A 12,986-nucleotide genomic window follows, 5' to 3' on the forward strand; every position below is an offset into this window, starting at 1 on the left:
GGCGATGACGAAGCCGGCAGGACAGGATGCGAATGCAACCAGAGTTCAGCCGGCGCCAGTCGCCGGCGACGACCCTTTCGGTCTGGCGCCGTGGCTGAAGGAAATGCCGGGCGTGCCGCTGCATCCGCTGATGGCCCATCCGGTGGCGGCAATGGCCGCCACGACGGCGATCGGTTTCGGCATCGCCGGCCAGATGGCCGGGCTGATGTTGGGCATGATGAAGACCGCGACGGAGCGCGCCAGGGTGGCGCTCGACGAAGCGGCGGATGCCACGGCGGAAACGGTCGAGCCGGTCAAGGCGAAGCCGGTGCTGAGCGTGGTGGTGGCCGAGCCGGTGGCGAAGGCCGAACCGAAGATCGAGGTGGCGCGCGAAAGCGCGACGCCGAAAAAGGCGGAAGCGAAGCCCGCGCGCAAGGCGCCGGCCGCCAAAGCCGCCAAGGTCGATGACCTGAAAGCGATTTCGGGCATCGGGCCGAAGCTGGAGCAGGTGCTGAACGGCATGGGCTTCCGGCGTTACGCTGACATCGCGGCCCTGAAGGCCGAGGATGTGGCGAGGATTGAAGCCGAACTCGGGTTCGCCGGGCGCATTGCCCGCGATCGCTGGGTAGAGCAGGCAAAGGCGCTGGTGAAGGGCAGGGGCTAGGCTCCGCCGGAACTGGCGAAATGGAACAAAGGCCGGCGGGACGGGCAGAGCGCCCAAAACAACGGCTGGAGAGAATGGCGCTGGCAAGACGCAGCGACTGCGTCAAAAGCGGGAATTGAGATATGGCAAAGCTGAAAGTCGACGGAAAAGAAATCGAAGTGCCGGATCACTTCACGCTGCTTCAGGCGTGCGAGGATGCGGGCGCCGAAGTTCCGCGCTTCTGTTTCCACGAGCGGCTGTCGGTTGCCGGCAACTGCCGCATGTGCCTCGTCGAGGTGAAGGGTGGCCCGCCGAAGCCGGCGGCCTCCTGCGCCATGAGCGTGCGCGACCTGCGCCCCGGCCCGAACGGCGAGCCGCCGGAAGTCTTCACCACCACGCCTATGGTCAAGAAGGCACGCGAAGGGGTGATGGAGTTCCTGCTCATCAACCACCCGCTCGACTGCCCGATCTGCGACCAGGGTGGCGAATGCGACCTGCAGGACCAGGCGATGGCCTTCGGCATCGACAGTTCGCGCTACCAGGAAAACAAGCGCGCGGTCGAGGACAAGTATATCGGTCCGCTCGTCAAGACGATCATGAACCGCTGCATCCACTGCACGCGCTGCGTTCGTTTCACGACGGAAGTCGCTGGCATCACCGAGCTTGGCCTGATCGGCCGCGGCGAGGATGCCGAGATCACCACCTATCTCGAACAGGCGATGACCTCCGAGCTTCAGGGCAACGTGGTCGATCTCTGCCCGGTGGGCGCGCTGACCTCCAAGCCCTTCGCCTTCACGGCGCGTCCGTGGGAACTGAACAAGACCGAATCGATCGACGTCATGGACGCTGTCGGCTCGGCGATCCGCGTCGATACCCGCGGCCGCGAAGTCATGCGCATCCTGCCGCGCGTCAACGAGGAGATCAACGAAGAGTGGATCTCCGACAAGACCCGCTTCATCTGGGACGGCCTGAAGACCCAGCGCCTCGACCGTCCGTACGTCCGCAAGGACGGCCGTCTCCAGCCCGCCACCTGGGCGGACGCTTTCGGCGCCATCAAGACCGCCGTTGCCGGCACGTCCGGTGACCGCATCGGCGCCATCGCCGGCGACCTTGCTTCGGTCGAGGAAATGTTTGCGCTGCGCGAACTGATGACGGCGCTCGGCTCGACCAACATCGACTGCCGCCAGGACGGTTCCACGCTCGACCCGTCGCTCGGCCGCGCGAGCTACCTCTTCAACCCGACCATCGAAGGCATCGAACAGGCCGATGCGCTGCTGATCGTCGGCTCCAACCCACGCTTCGAGGCGGCCGTGCTCAACGCCCGCATCCGCAAGCGCTGGCGGATGGACAATTTCCCGATCGGCGTGATCGGCGAACAGGGCGAGCTGCGCTACGGCTACGAATATCTCGGTGCCGGCACGGACACGCTCTCCGGCCTCATCGACGGCTCGGTCAAGTTCGCTGCCAAGCTCAAGAAGGCTGAGCGTCCGATGATCATCGTCGGCCAGGGCGCGCTGTCGCGTGCCGATGGCCTCGCCGTGCTCTCGGCCGTCACCAAGCTTGCCGAAAGCATCGGCGCGGTGAAGGCGGACTGGAACGGCCTCGCCGTTCTCCACACTGCGGCGTCCCGCGTCGGCGGCCTCGATCTCGGCTTCGTGCCGGGCGAGGGCGGCAAGGTCGCAGCCGACATGCTTGATGGCACGGACGTGCTCTTCCTGCTCGGCGCCGACGAAATGGACTTTGCCAGGAAGACCGCCTTCACGGTCTATATCGGCTCGCACGGCGACAACGCGGCGCATGTCGCCGACGTCATCCTGCCGGGCGCGACCTACACCGAGAAGTCGGGCACCTGGGTCAACACCGAAGGCCGCGTCCAGGTGGGCAACCGCGCCGGCTTCGCGCCGGGCGATGCCCGCGAGGACTGGGCGATCCTGCGTGCGCTGTCGGACGTGCTCGGCAAGAAGCTGCCCTTCGATTCGCTGGTCCAGCTGCGCGCAAAACTCCACGCCGCACACCCGCATTTTGCCGCAGTCGACGAGATTGCGACGGGCGAAATCGCCGATCTTTCCGCACTTGCGAAAAAAGGCGGGACGATGGCGAATTCCGGGTTTGCGTCTCCGATCAAAGACTTCTATTTGACGAACCCGATAGCGCGCGCCTCCGCGGTCATGGCCGAGTGCTCGGCGCTGGCCCGCAACAATTTCAAAGCCGCGGCGGAATGAGCGCGAAGGAATAAGACGTTATGGACGCTTTCATTTCGACCTACGTTTGGCCTGGCCTGATCATGGTGGCCCAGTCGCTCCTGCTGCTGGTCGCGCTGCTGGTCTTCATCGCCTACGTGCTTCTCGCCGACCGCAAGATCTGGGCCGCCGTTCAGCTTCGCCGCGGCCCGAACGTCGTCGGCCCCTGGGGTCTCTTCCAATCCTTCGCCGACCTTCTGAAGTTCGTCTTCAAGGAGCCGGTCATCCCGGCGACCGCCAACAAGATGATCTTCCTTCTGGCGCCGCTCGTCTCGGTGACGCTGGCGCTCGCCACCTGGGCGGTCGTGCCGCTCAACGACGGCTGGGTCATCGCCAACATCAATGTCGGCATCCTCTACATCTTCGCGATTTCTTCGCTCGAAGTGTACGGCATCATCATGGGTGGCTGGGCTTCGAACTCGAAGTACCCGTTCCTCGGCGCGCTGCGCTCCGCCGCGCAGATGGTGTCCTACGAAGTCTCGATCGGCTTCGTCATCGTCACCGTGCTGCTCTGCGTCGGCTCGCTGAACCTGACGGACATCGTCAACTCGCAGCGCGACGGCGTCGGCACGATGATCGGCCTGCCGGGTTCTTTCCTGGATTGGCACTGGCTGGCGCTGTTCCCGATGTTCGTGGTGTTCTTCATCTCGGCGCTGGCCGAGACGAACCGCCCGCCCTTCGACCTGCCGGAAGCCGAATCCGAACTCGTCGCCGGCTTCATGGTCGAATATGGCTCCACCCCGTACATGATGTTCATGCTCGGCGAATATGCCGCCATTTGCCTTATGTGCGCGCTGACGACGATCCTCTTCCTCGGCGGCTGGCTGCCCCCGGTCGACGTCTGGTTCCTCAATTGGGTCCCGGGCATCATCTGGTTCGTGCTGAAAGCCTCCTTCGTCTTCTTCATGTTCGCGATGGTGAAGGCCTTCGTGCCGCGCTACCGCTACGACCAGCTCATGCGTCTGGGCTGGAAGGTCTTCCTTCCGATCTCGCTCGCCATGGTGGTCATCGTTGCATTCGTGCTGAAGCTCACGGGCTGGTCCGCATGAGGACCGCCCCGACCCTCAGCAGCATTGGAGCTTGAAATGGCTAGTCTTTCGCAAGCCGTAAATTCGCTGTTCCTCAAGGAATTCGTCGGCGCGTTCTTCCTGTCGATGCGCTACTTCTTCCGCCCCAAGGCGACGGTGAACTACCCCTTTGAAAAGGGGCCGGTCTCGCCGCGCTTCCGCGGCGAGCATGCGCTGCGCCGTTATCCGAACGGCGAGGAACGCTGCATCGCCTGCAAGCTGTGCGAGGCGATCTGTCCTGCCCAGGCCATCACCATCGAGGCGGGTCCGCGCCGCAACGACGGCACGCGCCGCACGGTGCGTTACGATATCGACATGGTGAAGTGCATTTATTGCGGCTTCTGCCAGGAAGCCTGCCCGGTCGACGCCATCGTCGAGGGACCGAACTTCGAGTTCGCGACCGAGACGCGCGAGGAGCTCTACTACGACAAGCAGAAGCTGCTCGAGAACGGCGATCGCTGGGAGCGGGAAATCGCCCGCAACATCGGCATGGATTCGCCTTACCGCTGATCGGCGGAAAGGCAAGATGAACGTAAGTGCCTGACGAGTGGTCGTCAGGCTTCGACGGGGAAGGGGGACCTTCTCCGGGGAAGACGAAAAGGCACCAAAATGGGTCTCCAGGCTCTATTCTTCTATCTCTTCGCCTTCGTGGCGGTGGCGTCCGCCTTCATGGTGATCTCGTCCAGGAATCCGGTCTATTCCGTGCTGTTCCTGATCCTCACCTTCTTCAACTCGGCGGGCCTGTTCCTGCTGACGGGCGCCGAATTCCTGGCGATGATCCTGCTGGTCGTCTATGTCGGCGCGGTCGCGGTTCTCTTCCTCTTCGTCGTGATGATGCTCGACATCGACTTTGCCGAATTGCGGGCAGGGGCGCTGGAATATGCCCCGGTCGGCGCGCTGATCGGCCTCATCCTTGCCGCCGAACTGATCATCGTCGTCGGCGGCTCGACCTTTGCGCCGGAGATCGCCAAGAACATCTCGATGCCGATCCCTCCGGTCTCCGAGCGGACGAACACGGCAGCGCTCGGCGACGTGCTCTACACGCACTACGTCTATTTCTTCCAGATCGCCGGCCTCGTGCTGCTCGTCGCCATGATCGGCGCGATCGTGCTGACGCTGCGCCACAAGCCACACATTAAACGCCAGAACATCTCGCAGCAGGTTGCCCGCACGCCGGAAACCGCCGTCGAGGTCGTCAAGGTGAAGCCCGGCCAGGGCATCTGAGGCAGCGCGGGACCAAGGAAAAGCAAAATGGAAATCGGTATTTCCCACTATCTCACCGTCAGCGCCATCCTCTTCACCCTCGGCGTCTTCGGCATCTTCCTCAACCGGAAGAACGTCATCGTCATCCTGATGTCGATCGAGCTCATCCTGCTTGCGGTCAACATCAACATGGTCGCGTTCTCGGCCTTCCTGAACGACATCGTCGGCCAGGTCTTCGCACTGTTCATTCTGACCGTCGCGGCTGCGGAAGCGGCCATCGGTCTTGCAATACTCGTCGTCTTCTACCGCAACCGCGGTTCGATCGCCGTCGAAGACGTCAATATGATGAAGGGCTGATCGGGTCATGGATACCATCATCAAGGCAATCGTCTTCCTTCCTTTGACCGGCTTCCTGATCGCCGGCATCGGCGGCAATGCCATCGGCGCCAAGGCGTCCGAATATGTCACCTCCGGCTTCATGATCCTGGCGGCAGTCCTGTCGTGGATCGTCTTCTTCGACGTCGCCATGGGCGAGACGGAGATGATCAAGGTCAGCGTGCTGCGCTGGATCCAGTCCGGCGGCTTCGATGTCGAATGGGCGTTCCGCGTCGATACGCTGACAGCCGTCATGCTCGTCGTCGTCAATTCGGTCTCGACGCTCGTGCACGTCTATTCCATCGGCTACATGCACCACGACCCGCATCGGCCGCGCTTCTTCGCCTATCTGTCGCTCTTCACCTTCGCCATGCTCATGCTGGTGACGTCGGACAACCTTCTCCAGATGTTCTTCGGCTGGGAAGGCGTGGGCCTCGCGTCCTACCTGCTGATCGGTTTCTGGTATAAGAAGCCGTCCGCCTGCGCCGCCGCGATGAAGGCCTTCATCGTCAACCGCGTCGGCGACTTCGGCTTCGCGCTCGGCATCTTCTCGGTCTTCGTGCTCTTCGGCTCGATCAATTTCGAGACGATCTTCGCCACCGCCGCGACCTACCTGCCGGCCGAAGGTGCTGCGGATGCCGCCGCGCCCGTCATCAACCTCTTCGGCATGACGCTCGACAAGTCGCATGCGCTGACCGCCACCTGCCTCTTGCTCTTCATGGGCGCGATGGGCAAGTCGGCGCAGTTCCTGCTGCACACCTGGCTGCCGGACGCCATGGAAGGCCCGACCCCGGTTTCGGCCCTCATCCATGCCGCGACCATGGTCACCGCCGGCGTGTTCCTCGTCGCGCGCATGTCGCCGCTGTTCGAACTGTCGCACACCGCCCTGATGGTCGTGACGCTCGTCGGTGCGATCACCGCCTTCTTCGCGGCGACCGTCGGCCTCGTGCAGAACGACATCAAGCGCGTCATCGCCTATTCGACCTGCTCGCAGCTCGGCTACATGTTCGTGGCGCTCGGCATCGGTGCTTACGGCGCTGCGATCTTCCACCTCTTCACGCACGCCTTCTTCAAGGCTCTGCTGTTCCTTGGCGCCGGCTCCGTCATCCACGCCGTCGATGGCGAGCAGGACATGCGCTACATGGGGGGCCTGCGCAAACACATCCCGATCACCTTCTGGATGATGACGATCGGCACGCTGGCGCTGACCGGCGTCGGCATCCCGGGCACGATCATCGGTTTCGCCGGCTTCTTCTCGAAGGATGCGATCATCGAATCGGCCTTCGCCTCGCACAGCCCGGTCGCCGGCTTCGCCTTCGTGCTGCTGGTCATCGCAGCGCTCTTCACAAGCTTCTACTCCTGGCGCCTGGCATTCATGACCTTCTTCGGCAAGCCGCGCGCTTCCGCGGATGTCATGCACCATGTGCACGAATCCCCGGCCGTGATGCTGATCCCGCTCTACCTGCTCGCCGCCGGTGCGGTGGTCGCGGGTGTGATCTTCGTCGAGTATTTCTACGGCCATCACTATGGCGAGTTCTGGCAGGGCGCGCTGTTCACGCTGCCTGAGAACGAGCTGGTCAACGAGTACCACCACGTTCCACTTTGGGTGAAGTGGAGCCCGTTTGCCGCCATGGCGCTCGGCTTCGTCACCGCCTGGTACATGTACATCCGCTCGCCGGAAACGCCGAAATACCTCGCCGAGCAGCATCGCGGCCTCTACCAGTTCCTGCTCAACAAGTGGTACTTCGACGAACTCTACGACTTCCTCTTCGTCCGTCCCGCCATGCGGATCGGCAAGTTCCTCTGGAAGAAGGGTGACGGCACCGTCATCGACGGCCTCGGCCCGAACGGCATCGCCGCCCGCGTCATGGATGTCACGGATCGCGTCGTGCGCCTCCAGACCGGTTACCTCTATCACTACGCATTCGCGATGCTGCTGGGTATTGCAGCACTCGTCACCTGGATGATGCTCGGGAGCTCCCTCTGATGACCGATTGGCCCATTCTTTCAGCGGTCACATTCCTCCCGCTCGTCGGCGTGGCGCTTCTGCTGCTGACCCGCGAGGATAGCCCCTATGGTCGCCGCAACATCCTGAATGTCGCGCTTCTGACGACGGTCTTCACCTTCGTCCTCTCGCTCTTCATCTGGATCGGCTTCGACAATGCCAACCCGGGCTTCCAGATGGTCGAGAAGGCCGAATGGCTCGGCACCGGCATTTCCTATCATCTCGGCGTCGACGGCATTTCCATGCTGTTCGTCATCCTGTCGACCTTCCTGATGCCCTTCTGCGTGCTTGCAAGCTGGCATTCGGTCGAAAAGCGCCTGCGCGAATACATGATCGCCTTCCTGCTCCTGGAAGTGTTCATGGTCGGCGTCTTCGTGTCGCTCGATATCGTGCTGTTCTACGTCTTCTTCGAGGCCGGCCTCATTCCGATGTTCATCATCATCGGCGTCTGGGGCGGCAAGGATCGCGTCTACGCCTCCTACAAGTTCTTTCTCTACACGCTGCTCGGCTCAGTTCTGATGCTGCTCGCCATCATGGCGATGTACTGGCAGGCCGGCACGACCGACATCACTGAACTGCTCGCCTACAACTTCCCGGCCCAGATGCAGACCTGGCTATGGCTCGCCTTCTTCGCGTCCTTCGCGGTGAAGATGCCGATGTGGCCGGTGCACACCTGGCTTCCCGACGCGCACGTCCAGGCGCCTACGGCGGGCTCGGTCATCCTGGCCGGCGTGCTCTTGAAGCTCGGCGGCTACGGTTTCATCCGCTTCTCGCTCGCCATGTTCCCGCTGGCCTCCGACTATTTCGCGCCCTTCGTCTTCGCGCTGTCGGTCATCGCCATCATCTACACCTCGCTGGTGGCGCTGATGCAGGACGACATCAAGAAGCTGATCGCCTATTCGTCGGTCGCCCACATGGGCTACGTCACCATGGGTATCTTCGCGGCGAATGCGCAGGGTCTCCAGGGCGCCATTTTCCAGATGCTGTCGCACGGCATCGTCTCCGGCGCGCTCTTCCTCTGCGTCGGCGTCGTCTATGACCGGCTGCACACCCGCGAGATCTCCGCCTACGGCGGCCTCGTCAACAACATGCCGAAATACGCCGTCGCCTTTATGATCCTCACCATGGCGAATGTCGGCCTCCCCGGCACCTCTGGCTTCGTCGGCGAAATCATGACGCTGGTCGGCGTCTTCCGCGCCAACACCTGGGTCGCGTTCTTCGCCACGACGGGCGTCATCCTCTCGGCCTCCTACGCGCTCTGGCTCTACCGCCGGGTGATCTTCGGTGCGCTGGAGAAGGAAAGCCTGAAGTCGCTGCTCGACCTCGATCTGCGCGAGAAACTGCTGCTCTATCCGCTCGTGATCCTCACGATCTTCTACGGCGTCTATCCGGCGCCGGTGTTCGATGCGACGGCGGCTTCGGTCGACGCGCTGCTCAATAACTACTCCGCGGCTCTGCAGGCGGCGCAACCTGTTGCGCTTTCGGCGAACTGACGACGGGACCCAAGACATGACTGCTGATACTATCCTCGCCAGCCTTCAGCTCTCGCTCCCGGAGATCATTCTTGCCGTCGGCGCGCTCGCCCTGCTGATGATCGGTGTCTTCTCCGGCGAACGCTCGGGCACCACCGTCATCGGGCTTGCCGTCGCGCTTCTGATCATCTCCGGCCTCTGGCTGGTGCTCGCCACGGGCGAGGGCCAGGCCTATGGCGGCGCCTTCGTCTCCGATGCCTTCGCCAAGTTCATGAAGGTGCTGGCGCTGATCGGTTCCATCACCGCCATGGTGATGACCGTCGGCCATGCCCGCTCGGAACAGCTCGACCGCTTCGAGTTCCCGGTGCTCATCGTGCTATCGACGCTCGGCATGCTGCTGATGATCTCGGCCAACAGCCTGCTGTCGCTCTACCTCGCGCTGGAACTCCAGTCGCTGGCGCTCTATGTCGTCGCCGCGATCAACCGCGACAGCCTGCGCTCGACGGAAGCGGGCCTGAAATATTTCGTGCTCGGTGCACTCTCCTCCGGCATGCTGCTTTACGGCATGTCGCTGGTCTACGGCTTCACCGGCCATATCGGCTTCCAGGAAATCGCGGCAGCGCTGACCGCCGAAGGCCGTTCGCTCGGCCTCGTCTTCGGCCTGGTCTTCATCCTCGCCGGCCTGGCCTTCAAGATCTCGGCCGTGCCCTTCCACATGTGGACGCCGGACGTCTATGAAGGCGCGCCGACCCCCGTCACGGCCTTCTTCGCCGCTGCCCCCAAGGTCGCTGCCATGGCCATGCTGGTGCGCATCGTCATCGAGGCCTTCGAGCCTGTCGTTGCCGACTGGCAGCAGGTCATCGTCTTCATCTCGATCGCCTCCATGCTGCTCGGCTCGTTCGCGGCCATCGGCCAGCGCAACATCAAGCGCCTGATGGCCTATTCCTCGATCGGCCACATGGGCTATGCGCTGGTCGGCCTTGCCGCCGGTTCCATGGCGGGCGTTCGCGGCGTGGCGCTCTACATGCTCATCTACATGGTCATGACGCTCGGCACCTTCGCCTGCATCCTCGCCATGCGCCGCAAGGAAGGCGGCAATGTCGAGAACATCGACGATCTCGCCGGCCTCTCCACGACCAACCCCTTCATGGCGACGGTCCTGACGATCCTGATGTTCTCGCTCGCCGGCATCCCGCCGATGGCAGGCTTCTTCGCGAAATACTTCGTCTTCATGGCGGCGATCGAAGCGCATCTCTATGCGCTCGCCATCATCGGCGTGCTCGCCTCGGTCGTCGGCGCCTATTACTACCTGCGCATCATCAAGGTCATGTGGTTCGACGAAGCGACAGGCGAATTCGCCCGCACCGCCGGCGAGTTGAAGCTGGTCTTCGGCCTCTCCGGCCTGTTCGTCGTCGGCTATGTGCTGATCGGCGGCCCGATCGGTGCTGCTGCCGAAGCCGCGGCGCGGACCTTCTTTTGAGCGGGCCCGAAAATCCTCGCCGGATGTCGCTCGACGACTTCCGGCACGAGGCGCTCGCTGAAGTGGGCTCGACCAATACGGAATGCCTGGAGCGCGCCCGAAAGGGCGCGCTTTCCGGTCTCTGGATCACCGCGGAACGCCAGACGGGCGGGCGCGGCCGGCGCGGGCGGGCCTGGTTCTCCGAGCCCGGCAATCTCTACGCCTCGCTGATGCTGATCGACCCGGCGCCGATGGACCGGCTCGGCTCCCTGCCGCTCGCCGTCGCCGTCGCCGTGCAGGCCGCCGTCAGCCGCATCATGCCGCTCGATGCACCGGATGTGCTGGTGAAGTGGCCGAACGACATTCTGGTCGACCGTCGAAAGGTCTGCGGCATCCTGATCGAAGGCGAGACGCTACCTGACGGCCGGCATGGTCTGGTCATCGGCATCGGCATCAATGTCGCCGTGGCGCCCGATGCGGGGCTCTATCCGGTCGCCACCCTGCGTGATTTCGGCGCCTCCGCTTCCCCTGACGAATTGTTCGCCTATCTCTTCCAGTCGATGGCCGAAACCCTGTCGCTGTGGGACGCCGGACGGGGGATTTCGGCCATCATGGAGCGCTGGAAAAAGGTCGCCGGCGGCATCGGGGAAAACATAACGGTCAACCTTCCCGACCGTTCTATTTCCGGGCGCTTTTCCGGAATTGATGATACAGGTCTCCTGAAACTGGAGATGGATGACGGCGGCACGCGACTGATCGCGGCCGGCGACGTGTTTTTTGGATAGGAATTTTTGAAGCCGATGGCAAAAGAAGACGAACTGGTATTCCTGCCGCTGGGCGGCGTCGGCGAAATCGGCATGAACCTCGCGCTTTATGGCTACGGCCCGAAGGCCAGCCGCCAGTGGATCATGGTCGATTGCGGCGTCACCTTTCCGGGGCCGGACCTGCCGGGCGTCGATCTCGTGCTGCCCGATATCCGCTTCCTCGCCAAGGAACGCGAGAAGCTCAAGGGCATCATCATCACCCATGCGCACGAGGACCATTACGGCGCGCTGAACGAGCTGTGGCCGGGCCTCAACGTGCCGGTCTATGCCTCGCCGTTCACCGCCGGCATGCTGGAAGCCAAGCGCAATTACGAGAAGAGCCGCACGGAAATCCCGATCACCATCTTCAAGGAAGGCGACCGCATCAATGTCGGGCCGTTCGAAATCGAGGCGATCGGCGTCAACCACTCCATTCCCGAGCCGATGTCGCTGGCGATCAAGACGCCGCTCGGCACCGTCATCCACACCGGCGACTGGAAGATCGACCTCGATCCGTCGCTCGGGCCGCTCACCGACGAGACGCGCTTCCGCAAGCTCGGCGACGAGGGCGTGCTGGCGCTGATCTGCGACAGCACCAATGCCCTTCGCGACGGCGTCTCGCCCTCCGAGCGCGAAGTCTCCGAAAGCCTCACCAAGATCATCGAGAGCGCCGAGGGCAGGGTGGGTATCACCACCTTTTCGTCCAATGTCGGCCGCATCCGCTCGATCGCGCAGGCGGCCGAAGCCGCCGGCCGCGAGGTGCTGCTGCTCGGCAGTTCCATGAAGCGCGTGACTGAGGTCGCCCGCGACATCGGCCTCATGGAAGGCCTGAAACCCTTCATCGCGGAAGACGAGTTCGGCTATATCCCGCGCGACAAGGTCGTCGTCATCCTGACCGGCAGCCAGGGTGAGCCCCGTGCGGCGCTGGCCAAGATCGCCCGCGACGAGATGCGCAACGTCGCCTTCACCGATGGCGACACGATCATCTTCTCCTCGCGCGCCATTCCCGGCAACGAGAAGGCGATCAACGACATCAAGAACGGCCTGGTCGACCAGGGCATCAACGTCATCACCGACAGCGAGGCGCTGGTGCACGTCTCCGGCCACCCGCGCCGGCATGAATTGCAGCAGATGTACGGCTGGACGCGCCCGAAGATGGTCGTGCCCGTGCATGGCGAGGCCGCACACTTGACGGCCCATGCCCAGCTCGCCGAACAGTCCGGCATCGCGCAGGTGCCGCGCGTGCGCAATGGCGATGTCCTGAAGCTTGCCCCCGGCGTGCCCGAGGTCGTCGACCACGCCCCCTTCGGCCGCATCTTCAAGGATGGCAATCTCATCGGCGACTACGAGGAAATGGGCATCGGCGACCGCCGCAAGCTCGCCTTCGTCGGCCACGTCGCCGTCAGCATCCTGCTCGACAACCGCTTCGATTTCATGGGCGATCCCGAGGTCGAACCCTTCGGCCTGCCACAGTTCGACGACGAGGGCGAGGACATGGGCGACACGCTCTACGACGCCGTGCTCGGCGCCGTCGAAAGCATCCCGCGCGCGCGCCGCAAGGACCTGGAGATGGTGCGCGAAGCCGTGCGCCGCGCCGTGCGCTCCACGGCAAACGAGATCTGGGGCAAGAAGCCTGTGGTCACGGTGTTTTTGACGAAGGTCTGACGCGTCGTTGCTAGGGCACGGCAAACTCCCACTGATCTCCCCCCTTGAGGGGGAGATGTCGGCGAAGCCGACAGA

General features: G+C 63.4%; 11 protein-coding genes. All 11 read left to right on the top strand.

Annotation, left to right across the window (positions count from 1 at the left end):
• Positions 1–4: 4 nt before the first annotated feature.
• Positions 5–643, top strand: a complete 639-nt coding sequence (locus J2Y63_RS05840; RefSeq protein WP_435265315.1) for a hypothetical protein — start codon at positions 5–7, stop codon at positions 641–643.
• A gap of 122 nt (positions 644–765) precedes the next feature.
• Entirely contained in the window at positions 766–2,844 is a 2,079-nt protein-coding gene (nuoG, locus tag J2Y63_RS05845; protein ID WP_435265316.1) for an NADH-quinone oxidoreductase subunit NuoG, read from the top strand.
• Between the two features lie 20 nt (positions 2,845–2,864).
• Positions 2,865–3,911 carry an NADH-quinone oxidoreductase subunit NuoH gene (gene nuoH, locus J2Y63_RS05850; protein WP_435265317.1) on the top strand — a complete coding sequence of 349 codons (1,047 nt, stop codon included), beginning with the start codon at positions 2,865–2,867 and terminating at the stop codon, positions 3,909–3,911.
• A gap of 36 nt (positions 3,912–3,947) precedes the next feature.
• The gene (gene nuoI / locus J2Y63_RS05855) at positions 3,948–4,439 is read left to right on the top strand and encodes an NADH-quinone oxidoreductase subunit NuoI (RefSeq protein ID WP_256119002.1); all 492 of its coding nucleotides are present in this window, start codon (positions 3,948–3,950) and stop codon (positions 4,437–4,439) included.
• Between the two features lie 99 nt (positions 4,440–4,538).
• Entirely contained in the window at positions 4,539–5,153 is a 615-nt protein-coding gene (locus J2Y63_RS05860; RefSeq protein ID WP_435265318.1) for an NADH-quinone oxidoreductase subunit J, read from the top strand.
• Positions 5,154–5,180: 27 nt separating this feature from the next.
• On the top strand, positions 5,181–5,489 hold the full coding sequence (gene nuoK, locus J2Y63_RS05865) for an NADH-quinone oxidoreductase subunit NuoK (RefSeq protein WP_160860343.1): 309 nt from the start codon (positions 5,181–5,183) through the stop codon (positions 5,487–5,489).
• A gap of 7 nt (positions 5,490–5,496) precedes the next feature.
• Positions 5,497–7,494 (top strand): NADH-quinone oxidoreductase subunit L, encoded by a 1,998-nt coding sequence (nuoL, locus tag J2Y63_RS05870; RefSeq protein WP_435265319.1) that lies wholly within the window; start codon positions 5,497–5,499, stop codon positions 7,492–7,494.
• Complete coding sequence (locus J2Y63_RS05875) at positions 7,494–9,005, top strand: NADH-quinone oxidoreductase subunit M (RefSeq protein ID WP_435265320.1); 1,512 nt, start codon at positions 7,494–7,496, stop codon at positions 9,003–9,005. The genes nuoL and J2Y63_RS05875 overlap by 1 nt, the downstream gene beginning before the upstream one ends.
• A gap of 16 nt (positions 9,006–9,021) precedes the next feature.
• Entirely contained in the window at positions 9,022–10,464 is a 1,443-nt protein-coding gene (gene nuoN, locus J2Y63_RS05880; RefSeq protein WP_256119006.1) for an NADH-quinone oxidoreductase subunit NuoN, read from the top strand.
• A 23-nt stretch (positions 10,465–10,487) separates the two neighbouring features.
• The gene (locus tag J2Y63_RS05885; protein WP_435265321.1) at positions 10,488–11,228 is read left to right on the top strand and encodes a biotin--[acetyl-CoA-carboxylase] ligase; all 741 of its coding nucleotides are present in this window, start codon (positions 10,488–10,490) and stop codon (positions 11,226–11,228) included.
• A 15-nt stretch (positions 11,229–11,243) separates the two neighbouring features.
• Positions 11,244–12,911: a ribonuclease J gene (locus J2Y63_RS05890; RefSeq protein WP_256119008.1), complete on the top strand. Its 1,668-nt coding sequence runs from the start codon at positions 11,244–11,246 to the stop codon at positions 12,909–12,911.
• The last annotated feature ends 75 nt before the right edge of the window (positions 12,912–12,986 follow it).

The organism is Shinella sp. BE166 (genome assembly GCF_051201095.1).
Taxonomy (GTDB): domain Bacteria; phylum Pseudomonadota; class Alphaproteobacteria; order Rhizobiales; family Rhizobiaceae; genus Shinella; species Shinella lacus.